Annotated in this window: 12 protein-coding genes; 3 read left to right on the top strand and 9 right to left on the bottom strand. The window is 70.7% G+C overall.

Features of this window, described 5'->3' with window-relative positions; genetic code table 11:
- Positions 1-247 precede the first annotated feature (247 nt).
- On the top strand, positions 248-1465 hold the full coding sequence (locus ACQE3C_RS13850) for an IS110 family transposase (RefSeq protein ID WP_434537930.1): 1218 nt from the start codon (positions 248-250) through the stop codon (positions 1463-1465).
- Between the two features lie 10 nt (positions 1466-1475).
- Here ACQE3C_RS13850 and ACQE3C_RS13845 read toward each other — a convergent pair whose 3' ends face one another.
- From ACQE3C_RS13845 to ACQE3C_RS13835, 3 genes are all read right to left on the bottom strand, one after another.
- Positions 1476-2564 (bottom strand): protein kinase domain-containing protein, encoded by a 1089-nt coding sequence (locus ACQE3C_RS13845; protein ID WP_434539735.1) that lies wholly within the window; start codon positions 2562-2564, stop codon positions 1476-1478.
- A 30-nt stretch (positions 2565-2594) separates the two neighbouring features.
- On the bottom strand, positions 2595-3602 hold the full coding sequence (locus ACQE3C_RS13840) for a LacI family DNA-binding transcriptional regulator (RefSeq protein ID WP_434539734.1): 1008 nt from the start codon (positions 3600-3602) through the stop codon (positions 2595-2597).
- Positions 3603-3754: 152 nt separating this feature from the next.
- Positions 3755-5089 (bottom strand): hypothetical protein, encoded by a 1335-nt coding sequence (locus ACQE3C_RS13835; RefSeq protein ID WP_434539733.1) that lies wholly within the window; start codon positions 5087-5089, stop codon positions 3755-3757.
- Positions 5090-5228: 139 nt separating this feature from the next.
- On the opposite strand from ACQE3C_RS13835, the gene ACQE3C_RS13830 reads away from it, so the two are divergent.
- Positions 5229-6236 (top strand): glucosaminidase domain-containing protein, encoded by a 1008-nt coding sequence (locus tag ACQE3C_RS13830; RefSeq protein ID WP_434539732.1) that lies wholly within the window; start codon positions 5229-5231, stop codon positions 6234-6236.
- Positions 6233-6913: a deoxyribose-phosphate aldolase gene (gene deoC, locus ACQE3C_RS13825; RefSeq protein WP_434539731.1), complete on the top strand. Its 681-nt coding sequence runs from the start codon at positions 6233-6235 to the stop codon at positions 6911-6913. The genes ACQE3C_RS13830 and deoC overlap by 4 nt, the downstream gene beginning before the upstream one ends.
- Positions 6914-6942: 29 nt before the next feature.
- On the opposite strand, the gene ACQE3C_RS13820 is transcribed toward deoC, so the two are convergent.
- The 6 genes from ACQE3C_RS13820 to ACQE3C_RS13795 all read right to left on the bottom strand — a co-directional run bounded on the left by ACQE3C_RS13820 (position 6943) and on the right by ACQE3C_RS13795 (position 14520).
- The gene (locus ACQE3C_RS13820; protein ID WP_434539730.1) at positions 6943-7605 is read right to left on the bottom strand and encodes a ThuA domain-containing protein; all 663 of its coding nucleotides are present in this window, start codon (positions 7603-7605) and stop codon (positions 6943-6945) included.
- A gap of 8 nt (positions 7606-7613) precedes the next feature.
- Positions 7614-8189 carry a dCTP deaminase gene (gene dcd, locus ACQE3C_RS13815; RefSeq protein WP_434539729.1) on the bottom strand — a complete coding sequence of 192 codons (576 nt, stop codon included), beginning with the start codon at positions 8187-8189 and terminating at the stop codon, positions 7614-7616.
- Between the two features lie 18 nt (positions 8190-8207).
- Complete coding sequence (locus ACQE3C_RS13810; RefSeq protein WP_434539728.1) at positions 8208-9581, bottom strand: RDD family protein; 1374 nt, start codon at positions 9579-9581, stop codon at positions 8208-8210.
- 105 nt (positions 9582-9686) lie between these two features.
- A complete protein-coding gene (locus ACQE3C_RS13805; RefSeq protein WP_434539727.1) occupies positions 9687-12248 on the bottom strand; it encodes a transglutaminaseTgpA domain-containing protein in 2562 nt (853 codons plus the stop codon).
- Entirely contained in the window at positions 12245-13552 is a 1308-nt protein-coding gene (locus tag ACQE3C_RS13800) for a DUF58 domain-containing protein (RefSeq protein WP_434539726.1), read from the bottom strand. The genes ACQE3C_RS13805 and ACQE3C_RS13800 overlap by 4 nt, the downstream gene beginning before the upstream one ends.
- A complete protein-coding gene (locus tag ACQE3C_RS13795) occupies positions 13549-14520 on the bottom strand; it encodes an AAA family ATPase (RefSeq protein ID WP_434539725.1) in 972 nt (323 codons plus the stop codon). Before ACQE3C_RS13795 ends, ACQE3C_RS13800 begins: the two co-directional genes overlap by 4 nt.
- Positions 14521-14583 lie beyond the last annotated feature (63 nt).

Here is a 14583-nt window from a genome sequence, read left to right as displayed (position 1 = left end):
TGGGGTGGACGAGGCGAATCGTCTTGTCTGCACCCCGGGTCCATCGGGCCACTGCCAGGCTGAGCGAGTCGCCCTTCGGGGACGACCTGGCTGAGAGTTGCAGGGCTCGGTGGCCCGGGACGCGCAGATCGGCCATAGGGCTATGCGCCAAGGACCCGGCAAGGTCCCGGAGCGCCTCAGTGAGCGACCGACCGTCACGTCCCGGACCGGAGTGCTGAATCCGTGGGCTGACGGAAGGAGCACTCTCATGATTGAGGCTACGCCCACCTACGCCGGGATCGACTGGTCCTGGCAGCACCACGCGCTGTGCATCGTCGACGACGACGGACAGCGCATCGAGGAAGCAACCGTGCCGCACACACGGCCCGGGTTGACCAAGATCACCACCCTGCTGCGTCGCCATGGCGTGGAACGGATCGGGATCGAGCGCGGCGACGGACCGGTGGTCGAGCACCTGATCCGCGACGGGTTCGAAGTCGTCGTGATCAGTGCACGGCAGGTGAAGTCACTGCGTGCCCGCTACGGCTCCGCGGGGAACAAGGACGACCGGTTCGACGCGTTCGTGCTGGCCGACGCGTTGCGCACCGACGCCGGTCGCTGGGCGATCGTGCAACCAGACAGCGAACAGACGATCGCGCTGCGGATGCTGGTGCGCGCCCGCCACGATCTGATCGATCACCGGATCGCCGTGCACAACCAACTGCTCGCAGTGCTGCAGCACAACTTCCCCGGCGCGATCGGCCTGTTCAGCCAGCTCGACATCCCCATCAGCCTGGCGTTCCTGCGCCGATTCCCCAGCGAAGCCAAAGCAGCCTGGCTCAGCGAGCTGCGGATGGCGCACTGGCTCAAGGCCAACGCATACTGCGGCCGCCACACCCCGACCCGGCTGGTCGACCACCTGCACGAAGCTGCGACCGGCCGCGTCAGCGGCGCGGCAGCCGAAGCCAGCGAGGTCATCGTGCTGACCCTCGTTGATCTGCTCGCCACCCTGCGTGATGAACAAGCCCGGCTCGAGGCCCGGATCAAGGAAGCACTCCTGGCTCACCCCGACGGCCCGATCTTCCAGTCCCTGCCCCGCGCCGGGACCGTCCGCGCAGCCACCCTGCTGGCCGAGATCGGCGACTGCCGGGCCAGGTTCCCCGACCCCCCAGCACTCGCCGCAGCCGCCGGCGTCGCACCATCGACCAGGCAGTCCGGCAAGCACCTCAACGTCGCCTACCGACGCGGCTGCAACAAACAACTCCGGGCAGCACTGGTCGACTGGGCCCAAGACACGCCCCGCGCGAACGCCTGGGCACGCGACACCTACGACCGCGCCCGAGCCCGCGGCTGCCGACACCCCCACGCAGCAAGAATCCTGGCCCAAAACTGGACCAGGATCCTGTGGCGCTGCTGGCACGACCACACGCCCTACAACCCCGACCTACACGGCCGACTCAACAGCCTCCTGACGAAGGCTGCTTGACATAGGGCTCTCAGCCCCGGCGGAACCAGCCGCGTCGCTTGCGGGTGTTCTTGGCGACGGGGTTGGGCAGTGCCTGCTCCGGGGGCAGTGCCTGCTCCGGGGGTTGCAGCGGGGTCTGCTGCGGACGAGGGCCGGGGCGGGTCCGGGTCGGTCGCACCGGTTCGGGTTGTGACACCGAGGCGAAAGGGCGCTGCGGCTGGCGCGGCTCCCGCCTGGTCGGCGGGTCTGCCGGCATGGCCAGCGGCCCCTGCGGTGAGGTCGGGTCGGCCAGCCCCAGCACCTGGTTCTCGATCGAGGTCAGCGTGGCCGCCACCTCGATCGCGGTGGGCCGGTCATCGGGACGCTTGACCAGCATGGCCGCGACCAGGTCGTTCAACGCGCGGGGCACGTTCGGTCGACCCTCATAGACCGGGCGGGGCACCTCCATCGCGTGCGAGCGGGCCACCTCGATCGGGTCGGGGTCGCTGAAGGGCGGGCGTCCGGTGAGCATGGTGGTCAGCAGGCAGGCCAGTGAGTAGATGTCGCTGGAGGACTGGACGAGCTTGCCGCGGGCCTGTTCGGGGGACATGTAGGCGGCGGTGCCGATGGCCATCGCCGGGGAGGTGAGCGAGGCCGCTGCGGTGGCGGCCGATTCCAGGCGGGCGATGCCGAAGTCGACGATCTTGGTGACTCGGTGGTGCAGCACCACGTTGCCGGGCTTGATGTCGCGGTGGGTGATGCCGATCGCGTGGGCTGCCGAGAGCCCGCGCGCCACCTGCGCACCCATGTGGACCACCTTGTCGATGCGCAGTTGGCCATGGTCGGCGACGAGCTTGGCGACGCTGGGCCCGCTCAGCAGTTCCATCACCATGAAGGCCTGGTCGTCCTCATTGCCGACGTCGTAGACCGAGACGACATTGGGGTGGGACAGGTTCGCCATGGCAATGGCCTCGCGGCGGAAGCGCTTCAACGCGATCGGGTCACTCTGCCGGGAACCGCCGACCACCTTCACCGCGACCTGGCGCGGCAGCAGTTCGTCCTGCGCCTTCCACACCGTGCCCATCGACCCTCGACCGACCACCGACACGAGTCGGTAGCGTCCGGCGAGCAGTTCAGTCACGCTTCAAGTGTGGCACGCATCCGGGGCCGCTCAGCCCGTGGTCAGGTCGGCCACGCTGAACCCGGGCACCAGGGTGCCCGGCACCAGCTGGCGGGCGGGCGGCTCGTCGTCGCCGGCCAGCACCCGGGTCAGGGTCGCGATAGTCCGGCGGGCGAGTTCGGGCAGGTCGAGCCGCACGGTGGCCAGGCCGATGACGTCCAGCCCCGGGGTCAGCCCTTCGACGCCGGTGACACTGAGCTGCTCGGGCACCGACAGGTGGCGTGCCCGGGCCCGGCGCAGGACCTCGAGGGCGACGTCGTCCGAGGGGCACATGACCACGGTGGCCGCCCCGGCCTTGACCAGGTCGAGGGCCTCGTCGACCTGCCGGCGGCGGTCGACCCACTTCACCGGGTGGGGGCTCAGGCCGCGCAGGGTCAAGGCCTCGAGCATCCCCTGGCCCCGCAGGAACTGGGCGTGGGATGCCTCCGAGGTCAGCACGACAGCGTTGAGGTGGCCCCGGTCGACCACGTGCTCGGCGATCGCCCGCCCCGCCTGGAGGGCGTCACACCAGATCGCGTGGGTGGCTGCACCCGGTTCGGCCAGGCCGGTGCGCACGATCGGCAGCCGGCCTACGTACTGTTCGAGCTGCTGGTCGGGGATGGCGCCGTCGACGACGACCAGGCCCGAGACCTGCATGCCGATGATCGTGGGCAGCACCCCGAGGTGGGACGACTCATCGCGGCCGGGTGGGCTCACCATGGCGATCAGGTCGAGGCCGACCAGCCGGGCCTCGGCCTGCAGGTGGGTCAGCAGCAGGGCGTCGAGCGCTCCACCGGGCAGCACCAAACCCACGGTGCGGGTCCTGCCGGAGGCCAGCCCCGAGGCGATCCGATTGGGGACGTAGCCCAGTTGGGCCGCCACCTCACGGACCCGCCACACCGTCTCCTCGGAGACCTTCTTCTGACCGAGAAAGACCCGCGAGACCGAGGTCCTGGACACCCCGGCAGCCTCGGCGACGTCGTCCATGGTCGGTGCGCCGACCCCAGCTCGTTCACCCACGACCCGCTCCCCTGTCCTCGAAAGGATGCTAACTCCACTGTTTGCACCGGACGACGTTGACCACGACGCCGGGGAGGGGAAAGGGCGGCTCAAGCACCGGCTACTGGATCAACTGGCCCCAGATTGACACACAACATCCCACGACGGCAACCTCAGCACTGGTCGCGGGTACCGGTCCAGCAGCTGACCCAGATGTAGATCGAGCCGGCCTCATTGCCGCTCACAGTGGAGCGGGGGTAGTAGTCGACGATCTTCCCGTCGACGAACTCCATACCGCCAGCCTTCTCGTCCTGCTTGGCCATCCAGGTGGTGACCGGGTCGCCCTGGCCGTCGGGCAGCTCCCCGAAGATCTTCTTCGCCTCGGTCTGGAAGGCCGGCCGGGCGATGCCAGCGGTGGCCGAGTAGGCCCGCACCGACAGCCGGCTCAGGCCGTCCTGGCCCTCGGCCTTCTGGTAGACCAGCTGGTAGGTAATGTCGTCGGCCGTCTTGGTGCACGACTGCAGCGTCCCGTTGGCCTCGCACTTGTAGCCGTTGTCGGTCACGATCTTGTCGATCTGCGCATCGGTCACCGACACCACGGTCGGCTGCAGGTCTTCGGGAACCCAGTCCTCGATCCACAGCACGACGCTGCCGCGGGCATTGCCGCGGTAGCGCACGTCGCCGGACCGGTCGTCCTTGGTGTAGCCCGGGGCTGCGGCCGTGGCGATCTTGGTGGTGATGTCGCTGGCCTGCTCGGTGGTGGCGAACTGCTTGATCAGGTGGTCCGAGATGGCCTTCGAGGTGCTGGCGCGGGCATCCTCCTGCACCTCGAGCGACACCCGGCCCAGGCCGCCGGTCTCGGTGGCGCCGACGTAGGCGATCATGAACGGCGCGGTGTCGAAGTGGGTGCAGATCGACGACTTGATGCCCTCGGCGTCCTCGTCGGTGCAGGTGAAGTCCTCGTCCTTCAGGTACTCCATCAGGGCGTCGTAGTTGCCCGGGCCGGGCGCCTTGACGGTCGGGGTGGGCGTCTGGGTCGGGGTCTCGCTGGGGTCGCCGCCGGCGGTGTTGTTGTTGCGGCTGAGCAGCACGCCGGTCGCGATGGCGGCGATCAGCGCCAGGCCGACACCACCGGCGATCAGCGCGGTCAGGTTCGACTTCTTCTTCGGGGGTTCGGCCGGCGGCTGGTAACCGGTGCTCGGCTGGTAGCCGGTCGTCGGCGGGTAACCGGGCTGGGGCTGGTAGCCGGGGGTGGGCTGCGGCTGGGCGTAGCCCGACTGGTCCGGGTACTGGCCGGGCTGCGGCCCGGTCTGGCCTGCGGTCTGGCCGGCCCACCCCGCGCTGCCCGTGGAGCCCGGGTACTGGTTCGCGGACGGCTGCGACCCGGTCTGCTGCCAGCCCGCGCCGTTGTCCCAGCCCGCGGAGGGTTGGGACTGGGGAGGCTGGCCGTTCCATTCGTTCCAGCCCTGAGGGTTCGGGTTCTGCCCGTAGCTGCCGTCGTTGCTCACTTGACCAGATTAGGTGACCCGGGTGCCACGTCCGAATTTCTTGATCCCGCTGTTATCGAAGCGCGATGGGGGCGATCCCACTGCCCGACCCACCGCGAATGGCCTTGGCAAGCAGGGGCCTTTCGCGCACGATGACTGTATGACTTCGACCGGACGAACCCCCCGCCGCCGACCCGGGGCGGGGCTGCGGCCCGCGCTCGCTTGGTTCGCGGCCCTCACCATGGTCGCCGTGCTGGCGGTCGCCGGCCTGGTCAGCGGCCCCGCTGCCCGCCCGGCGCAGGCGGCCACCGCCGCCGAGATCGAGGAGTTCCTGGCCCGGCTCGCCGACGGTGCCAAGCAGAGCTGGTACCAGTTCGGGGTGCCGGCCTCGGTGACCCTGGCCCAGGCGGCCCTGGAGACGGGGTGGGGGTCGTCGACGTTGTCGAGCCAGCACAACAACTACTTCGGCATCAAGTGCAACCGGGTCAACCCGAGCCCGTACCAGAGCGGCTGCGTCGACATGCTGACCACCGAGTACGACGCGAACGGCAACCCGTACCAGATCATCGACTCGTTCCGCACCTACACCTCGGTGGCCAACTCGATGCTCGACCACGGCCACTACCTGCGAACGCGTGGGCTGTACAACGCCGCCTTCCCGAAGAATGAGGACCCCTGCCAGTTCGCCATCGAGGTGCGGCGCGGCGGCTACGCCACCGACCCCGGGTATGCGACCTACCTGATCGGCATGATGCAGCAGCGCAACATGTTCCGCTTCGACTGGCGTTCGGGGGTGGGCCCGGCGCCGTGTGTGCAGACGACCTCGCTGACCTCGGCGGTGCTCGGCGGCCCGGTCGAGGCCGACCCGCTGCTGCCGAACACCCCGACCCAGGTGCTGGCCGAGCGGGCGGGGCTGGTGCTGCCCGAGGGTGAGGCCACCGTGCCCACCACCACGGTCCCGGCGACGGACCCGGTGAGCACCACGCCGACGACGACCGCTCCCCCGGCGACTGTTCACCCGACAACCACCCCGACCGGGACGACCACCTCGACCGCGACCGGGACGACCGGCGTGGGGGACCCCGTCGTCCAGCCCCCGGGTGAGCCGGCTGCCGACCGGCCCCGACCGATGGCACTGCCGGCCACCGGCGTTAGGATCGGCTCATGAACACGACCCTGTCCCGGGCAGAGCTCGCCCGCTACGTCGACCACACGTTGCTGAAGACCGACGCCACCCCCGAGCAGGTCACCGCCCTGCTCGCCGAGGCGCGCGAGCTGGGCACCTACTCCATCTGTGTCTCCCCGAACATGCTGCCCGTCAGCGGCGAGGCCGGTGACGTGCTGATCGCCACCGTGTGCGGGTTCCCGTCCGGCAAGCACACCGCCGCCACCAAGGCAGCCGAGGCCGCCGAAGCGGTCAGCAACGGCGCCCACGAGATCGACATGGTCATCGACGTCGGCCTGCTGAAGGCGGGCAATGCCCAGGGCGTGCAGGACGAGATCGCGGCCGTGCGCGCCGCCGCCCCCGCACCGACCGTGCTGAAGGTCATCATCGAGACCGCCGCGCTGAACGATGACGAGATCGTGGCCGCCTGCCGGGCCAGCGAGGCCGCCGGGGCGGACTTCGTGAAGACTTCGACCGGGTTCCACCCCAACGGTGGCGCCACCGTGCACGCCATCGAGCTGATGAACCAGACCGTCGGTGGGCGCCTGGGCATCAAGGCCTCCGGCGGCATCCGCGACCACGCCACCGCGATCGCCATGATCGAGGCCGGCGCCACCCGCCTGGGGCTGTCCGGCACCGCCGCCGTGCTCGACGGCGCGGAGTCGACCGACTCCTACTGATGGTCCTGACCCCCGGGACGACCGGGGCCTCAGCGCAGCGAGAGCAGCCAGTCGGCGGCGTTCACCAGGAAACACTGTCGGTCGGCTGACTCGTAGGACCGCCCGTCGTGGCCCATGCCGTCGTAGACCGCGCGTTCGGCGGCCCAGGCCATCACCTGGGCCACACCCTCGTGGTGGTGCTGCAGCAGCGGTGTGACGCCCTCGTCGACCACGAGGTCGCTGTAGCGCTCGTCGGCGACCTGCACCCGGCTCAGCCCGGCCAGCACCGGATGGTCGGCGGCACCGGGGACGATGTCGAAGCCGACCTCGTCCAGCGGTGGGTGGAACGAGTGGCCGGGCACCCAACGCCCACCCAGCAGCCCGGCCCAGGTGGGCCAGTCGTGGAAGGTGTTGGCGGCGGTGTGCAGGCCGAGTACCACTCCCCCGGCGGCCAGCCAGGCATCGGCGGCGGCGAAGGCCGGCGTCCATTCTCCCAGCGAATCACCGAGGCCCCGGCCGTCGCCGCGGCCGCAGTTGACCACCAGCAGGTCGACCTCGTCCAGGGACCCCAGCGCTTCAGGGGTGGAGTCCAGCACCTCGACCCGGTAGCCGGCGCCGCGCAGCACCTCGGCGGCAGCCGCAGAGGTTTCCGGGAACGGGTGCCAGGGGTCGTCATACGGCGCGACCCCCGACAGCACACGCAGCAGGGCCATCACGCGACTCAGATCGGGGTGCGGTGGAAGTTGAGGTGCGAGCGGCTCGCGGTGGGCCCGCGCTGGCCCTGGTAGCGCGACTTGTTGACCGCGCTTCCATAGGGGTTGAGCGCCGGTGAGCTGAGCTGGAAGAAGCACAGCTGGCCGATCTTCATGCCCGGGTACAGGGTGATCGGCAGGGTCGCCACGTTCGACAGTTCGAGGGTGACGTGCCCGCTGAAGCCGGGGTCGATGAAGCCGGCGGTCGAATGGGTCAACAGGCCCAGGCGACCCAGCGACGACTTGCCCTCCAACCGGGCGGCGATGTCGTCGGGCAGGGTGACCTGCTCGTAGGTGGCGCCCAGCACGAACTCACCCGGGTGCAGGACGAACGGTTCATCGCCCTCCGGTTCGACCAGCCGGGTCAGCTCGGGCTGGTCGGCAGCCGGGTCGATCACGGGGTAGCGATGGTTCTCGAAGACCCGGAAGAACCGGTCCAGTCGCACGTCGACGCTGGAGGGCTGCACCATCTCGGGTGTCCACGGGTCCAGCGCGACCCGCCCCGCCTCGATCTGGGCCAGGATGTCTCGATCGGAGAGCAGCATGCTGCCTAGGCTAACGGCTCAGAAGGCGGGCTTGCGACGCACCGTCAGGGAGCGGTCACCGAAGCTGACCACCTGCCCCTCACGCACCCGCACCTGCACCCCCGGCTGGCAGGGTTCGAGGTCGCCGCGCACACTCACCACGGCGGTGCCGTTGGTCGACCCGGTGTCACTGACCCAGATGCCGCGGGCGTCCACCCCGACCTGCAGGTGGTTCTTGGAGACGGCGTGACCGCCCTCCCCGGCCGGCACCAGGGTGGCATCGGGCTTGCCCACCGGCTGGGTGGGTTTGCGTCCGAGCACCACCAGCCCGAGCACGTCGACCTGCCGGCCGTCGTCGAGGACGATGTACCAGCCCTCGTTCCCGGCCCGCGACGCCGGCCGGGCCACCAGGTGGGTGCCGCCCTCCTCGTCGTCGGTGGTGCCCCGCCGCGCCCGCACCTGCGTTTCGCCGGCATCGGGGACGGGGGTCGCGGGGCGCTGCCACTGCGGTGCCGCCGGCTGCTGCGTGGGGGGCTGCTGCTGCCCGGGTGACTGCTGGTAGCCCAGGGGGGCGCCGGGCTGCGGGTAGGGCTGGGCCAACGGCTGCTGGTGTCCCTGCTGCGGCTGGGGGCCACCCCAGGCCGGGGCCTGCTGCGGGAGCTGCTGGCCCATCGGGGGCTGCTGCCCTGCGGGAGCGTTGCGTCCGGTCGGGGGTTCGGGGGCCGAGCCGCCGGCACCCGGGGCGCTGGGCGGCCGCCACCCGGACGACTGGGGTGCGCCCTGGGCGGGCTGCTGGCCACCGTAGGCGGCGGCCTGCCGGGCGACCTCGGCGGGGTCGGGGGCGCTCGTGGGTGCCTGGGCGTTCGTGCCGTCGAAGGCCTTCGCGACCAGGTGCGGCGGCAGCGCCACGGTGGTCGAGGGGGCCTTGCGGGGGCCGGTGACCGTGCGAGTGGGGCGGCTGCCGGCGCTCTTCTCGCGGGCCCTGATGGCGACCGACTTGCCAGCCAGGTCATGCCAGCCCTGGTGGCGGGGGTGGATGATCAGGAAGATGACCAGGAACACGCCGCCGACGATGGTCATCACCAGCGCGCCGAAGACCAGCTGTCGCAGGAAGTAGCGCCACCAGCCGATCGGCCGGCCGTCGGTGATGCCGACCAGTTGCAGCTTCATCACCGCGAAACCGACACCGGCGCCGCGGGTGCCGTAGCCCCACCACAGCAGCAGGCCCCAGGCCAGTTGCAGCAGGCCGATGCCGAGGCTGACCACGAGCAGCACACTGGGGTTGACGATGCGCGGCTGCAGGAACCACGTCAGGACACCCAGCAGGGCCGGCACCGAGAGGTCGATGAGCCATGCCACCAGTCGCTGGAACAACGGGGCCACGTGCACGCCCTTCGGCATGTTCCGCGCCATGTCGCCTCCTTCTCGGTCAGTCCACCCTCGGCTGGGCCTCGTGGGGCTCCGGGTCGGGCTGGTCCGCCTACCCGCAGAACACTAGGCCATGGTCGGCTCGACGGCTCAGCGGTACCGGCGGAATGAACGCACCGACAACCGTGAGGTTGCCCAGCGTCGCCACCCGACGGACTTGCGCACGCCCTTCTCGGCTTCCTTCATGGTCGTCCAATAGGCGGCTGCCTGCTCGTCGACGACTTGCTCGGGGCTGAACACCATGGTGTCGGCCCGTTTGGCCAGGTTGATCGGGTCGGCCTGGGTGATCATGGCCGGGAACGACAGCACCATCGATTCCGCCTGTTCCGACCGGGTGGCCGTCGGGGTGGGGCTCTGGCCCAGGTCGCGGGCCTTGTCGACCAGCTCCGACCAGGCCCCGGCGACCCGGTTCGCCACCTCGGGGGCGTTCTTGCGGTGGCTGCGGCGGCGCGCCTTCAACCCGAGGATCAGCACCACCGGGCCGACCAGGGTCAGCAGCGGCACCAGGGTGATGGCCGCCCAGGTGCCCACCCGGCGCCAGTCGATCGAGGGCGGGGTGATCGGGCGTTCACCGGTGTTCGCGGGCAGGTTGTTGTCGTTGGGCAGCTTCTCGGGACGCTTCGGGGGCGGCGGCGGGTTGTCGACATGCGGACGAGGACGCGGCGGGGAGGGGTCCTCCTTGGTGGTCAGCACCCGGTCGTGGTCGGGGGTCGGGTCGAACCGCACCCAGCCCAGGCCGGACAGGAACAACTCGGGCCAGGCGCGGACGTCTCGTCCACGAACCTCACCGGAACCGCCCTCGGGCACCTGGTAACCGTGGACCACCCTGGCCGGGATGCTCAGCGAGCGGGCCATCAGCGCCATGGTGACGGCGTACTGCTCCTCGTCGCCAACCATCTCGAGCGGGTTGACCAGCAGGGTGCGCAGCCGGTCGGAGCTGTGCCCCGACAGCGACGGGGTCTGCTCGTCCTGGCCGTTGGAGTAGTAGCCGGTGCGCAGCATGGTGACCAGCTGCAGCGCCGCCTCACCCTTGGTGGTGGCACCCTCGGTCCAGCCCAGCGCCTGCTCGCGCAGCAGGTCGGGAATGCCCTCGGCCTCGCTGAGCTCGTAGTTGCCGGCGTTGGCTGCCCTGATCTGCTCCTCGGACGGCTGCTGCGGGATGACCACCTTCATCGAGTACTGGTCGCCGGGCTGCAGGCCGCTGGTGGTCAGCGCCGTCCCGGAACCGCGGTTGTAGTAGAAGGTGTCGGCCAGCAGCACCGCTCTGGGGCCACCGAAGACGACGGACGTGGTCTGCCCGACCGTGGGCAGCCACACGCCGGTCTGCTGGTTGATGGTCACCACGACCTCGGCCTCGCTGCCCTCGTAGAGCGGGGCGACCCGGGCACCGATCCGGGTGAAGGCGGGGCCCGGCACCGGGGAGTTGGAGTTGGTGACGTTGTAGGTCAACCCGTTGTAGGTGTCCATCGTGGCCAACCGGACGACCGCTCCCTCGGGTAGGCCGGAGACGGTGAACATCACGTCGGCGTCGTGCAGGGAATGGGAACCGCGGAAGGTCTGCAGGGGCGAGGGGTACCGCTGCAGGTCGAGCGGCGAGGCGACCAGCGAGCGAGCCGTGAAACGGGCCTGTTCGGACTGCAGCCGGGGCGCGACCAGCCAGGTACCGGCCGCCACGAGCCCCAGCACGACGGCCCCGATCAGCAGGGTGATCGGGTGCATCCGGCGGCGCTGGCGCACCAGCGTCTCGCGCAGCACCCGACGGCGTTGGCTGGTCCACAGCAGGATGACCGCGACCGTGGCGATCGCGACCCACACCGGCCAGCGGGTGACCTGGGTGCCCAGGGCCCAGGCGGCGCCGAAGGCGGCAGCACCGGGCAGCCAGGCCAGTGCGGGACGATGGCTGCGCAGGCTGATCAGCATGGCCCCGAGGCCGACCAGGACGGCCAGCAGCAGCGGCACGGTCAGCAGGTTCCAGGTCTCCCCGATCGGGGGTTCCAGGGTCAGCATGCCCTTCCAGGCGGTGACCGGCCCGGTGACCAGGCCGCGCAGGGTCCGCAGGGTCGGCACCACCCCGAACTGGAGTGTGCTGGGCATCGCCAGGATGCCGCCGAAGAGGAACCAGCCGGCCACCGCACCCAGTGACACCGCACCGGGGCCGAGCCGGAACTTCCAGCTGAGCCAGCCGAGCAGCATGCCGAGGACACCGCCACCGAGCACGGTGACCCACAACCAGGCGGTGCCGTAGGTGGGTTCAAAGCCGATCACCAGCAGCGCCAGCAGGACGAGCACGGCCGAGGCGTCCAGCGCCAACCACAGGGCGGCGGAGCGTCCGCGCAGCCGGGTGAACGGGGTGCGGTTGTCGACCTGGCGTTCGAGCCGCAGGCGGCGCTTGCGGGGGGTGGGGGTCATCGCGACCGCAGCCGGGTCGGGGGCGCCGAGGCGCGCGCGGCGGGTGGTGGCGGCCTCGCTGCCGGTCAGGCCGGGGGCGTGCCCCTGCGCGGGGGCACCGGCGGGCATCCCACGACGCGGCCCACCCCGGGTCTGCGGACCCTGGGCGTTCTGGGGCTGGGCGTTCTGGGCGGCGCCGGCCGGGGCGTCCTGGCGGCGCATCCGGCGGGAACGACGCACCGTTTCCTGGGGTTCTTCGCTCATCGCATGGCCTGCCGCATCGCTCGGGCCAGCTCGGCCAACGACGGCACCCGCACCATGGTCACGTTCGAGACGGTGCGCACCGACAGGGAGGTGCTGGGGTCGACCACCACGGCGACGACGCGGGTGTCCACGTCGAAGTTGGCGACCGCCCGGCGCACCCGGTCGATGCCGGCCGTCGAGCCGGTGGCGAGGATCACGATCGAGGCAGCCGGCTCCCGCTGGGTCACCGCGGTGACCAGGTCGAAGATGCTGCCGCGGGGGTGGGTGTCGACCCGGCACAATTCGTCGAGGGCGCGCATGGGGCTGACGGCCGGCAGCACGTCGACGGTGGTCATCAGCGCGAGCGGGTTCTCCTCCCGGATGCACTGCACGGCGACCGAACCGATCACGCTGACCGCCAGTTCGAACTCGTCCTCGTCGAGGTAGCTGCCGGCCGCGGTGTCGAGCGCGAGCGCGACCCGCGACTGCCGGGTCTCCTCGAACTGGCGCACCATCAGCTGCCCGGTGCGGGCCGAGGAACGCCAGTGGATGTGGCGCCGGTCGTCCCCGGGCACGTACTCCCGCAGCGCATGGAAACTCATGTCGCTGACGGTCAGGTGGCTGGAGGCGTGCCCCTCGAGGTCGTGGATGAAGCCGGTCTGTCGCCCCGGCAGGTTGACCGTGCGGGGGTGGACGAACAGCTCGATGATCTGGGTCCAGTCGGTGGGGCGCCCGGACAACCCGAAGGGGTCGCCCTGCACCGATCGGGCCGGCCCGATCGGGACGACGCCGCGACGCCGGGTCGGGATCTCGAACTGCTCCTCGTGCCATGCCCCACCAGCCATGGTGGGAATGGCGAAGCTGGCGGCCTCCTGGCCGACGGGCAGGTCTAGCCGGGAGGGGAAGGAGCGCCGGTGGGCGGTGTTGCGCACCCCGAGGTGCCCGGCGGCGTCCTCACCGACGATGACCCGCTGGTCGCGCAGTTCGAGGGTGACGTCGTAGCGGGGGCGGCCCAGGGTGAACAGCAGGGCCACGACCACCAGCCCGAACAGCATCACCGTGATGTAGAGCAGTTCGACCCAGTGCAGGGTGAGGAACCCGACCAGGGTGACCAGGGCTGCGGCCAGTGCCACCCAGCCGGCGGGGCTGAGGCCCACCACCCGGTGGATGCGCAGCGCCAGCTCACGCAGGTTCAGCCGCGGGTCGGCCACCGGCGGCGGGGCCTCCCAGCGGAGGTCGTCCCCACCGGCCCCCTTGGGCACGTCGGGGCCGCCCGGCGCCGTGGGGGCGCCGGGTCCACCGGGGGGTGGTGCCAGGGTCGTCATGCAGAGGCACGCTCGGTCGGGGGCTGGACGGTGCCGATCACCCGCGCCATCACGTCGACCTGGGTGATGCCGTTGAACTCCGACTCGGCGTCGATGATGATGCGGTGGGCCAGGCAGGGCACGGCGAGCATCTTGATGTCGTCGGGCACGACGAAGTGGCGACCCTGCGAGGCGGCCCACACCCGGGAGGTGCGCACCAGCGCCAGCGCGCCACGGATGGAGACGCCGAGCTGCACGTCCTCGGCCTCACGGGTGGCCTCGACCAGTCGGGCGATGTAGTCCAGCACCGACGGCTCGATGTGCACCGAGGCCGCCAACTGGCTCATCTCGGAGACGGCCTGGCTGGTGATCACGGCCGGCAGCGCGGCCGAGCGGGGACGGGTGCCACCGGCCGAGAGGATGCGCAGCGTCGCGTCGCGGTCGGGGTAGCCCAGGGTGGTCTTCATCAGGAAGCGGTCGAGCTGGGCCTCGGGCAGCTTGTAGGTGCCGGCCTGCTCGATCGGGTTCTGGGTGGCGATCACCATGAACGGCTGGCCCACCGAGTACGACTTCCCGTCGACGGTGACCCGGTTCTCCTCCATGACCTCCAGCAGCGCGGACTGGGTCTTGGGTGAGGCGCGGTTGATCTCGTCGGCCAGCACGACCGAGGCGAAGATCGGGCCCTGGTGGAACTCGAACTGGCCGGTCTTCTGGTCGAAGATGGTCACGCCGGTGACGTCGGAGGGCAGCAGGTCAGGGGTGAACTGGATGCGCGAGGAGGTGCCCTCGACGCTCTGCGCCAACGCCCGGGCCAGGGTGGTCTTGCCGGTGCCCGGGTAGTCCTCGAGCAGCAGGTGACCCTCGGCGACCAGGCAGGTGACGGCCAGGCGGATCGCCTCGGTCTTGCCGATGATGACCCGCTCGACGTTGCGGACCACGTTGGCGAAGGTGTCGGAGAACCAGTGCACCTGGTCGGGGGTGATGGCCATGTCTGTCTTTCCTGGTTGCGTCGTTGACGGGGATGGGGATCGGGGTCCGGGGACCGGGTGGTC

Source organism: Aestuariimicrobium sp. Y1814, assembly GCF_050113895.1.
Taxonomy (GTDB): Bacteria; Actinomycetota; Actinomycetes; order Propionibacteriales; family Propionibacteriaceae; genus Aestuariimicrobium.
The sequence above is the reverse complement of the archived record's forward strand: the minus strand, read 5'-3'. Positions and strand labels throughout refer to the sequence as shown.

Excerpts from the sequence above, each read along its gene's own strand:
- ACQE3C_RS13810 (WP_434539728.1), bottom strand. The coding sequence starts at position 9,581 with ATGGCGCGGAACATGCCGAAGGGCGTGCACGTGGCCCCGTTGTTCCAG.
- ACQE3C_RS13830 (WP_434539732.1), top strand. The coding sequence starts at position 5,229 with ATGACTTCGACCGGACGAACCCCCCGCCGCCGACCCGGGGCGGGGCTG.
- ACQE3C_RS13800 (WP_434539726.1), bottom strand. The coding sequence starts at position 13,552 with ATGACGACCCTGGCACCACCCCCCGGTGGACCCGGCGCCCCCACGGCG.
- ACQE3C_RS13820 (WP_434539730.1), bottom strand. The coding sequence starts at position 7,605 with ATGGCCCTGCTGCGTGTGCTGTCGGGGGTCGCGCCGTATGACGACCCC.
- ACQE3C_RS13795 (WP_434539725.1), bottom strand. The coding sequence starts at position 14,520 with ATGGCCATCACCCCCGACCAGGTGCACTGGTTCTCCGACACCTTCGCC.
- deoC (WP_434539731.1), top strand. The coding sequence starts at position 6,233 with ATGAACACGACCCTGTCCCGGGCAGAGCTCGCCCGCTACGTCGACCAC.
- ACQE3C_RS13850 (WP_434537930.1), top strand. The coding sequence starts at position 248 with ATGATTGAGGCTACGCCCACCTACGCCGGGATCGACTGGTCCTGGCAG.
- dcd (WP_434539729.1), bottom strand. The coding sequence starts at position 8,189 with ATGCTGCTCTCCGATCGAGACATCCTGGCCCAGATCGAGGCGGGGCGG.
- ACQE3C_RS13805 (WP_434539727.1), bottom strand. The coding sequence starts at position 12,248 with ATGAGCGAAGAACCCCAGGAAACGGTGCGTCGTTCCCGCCGGATGCGC.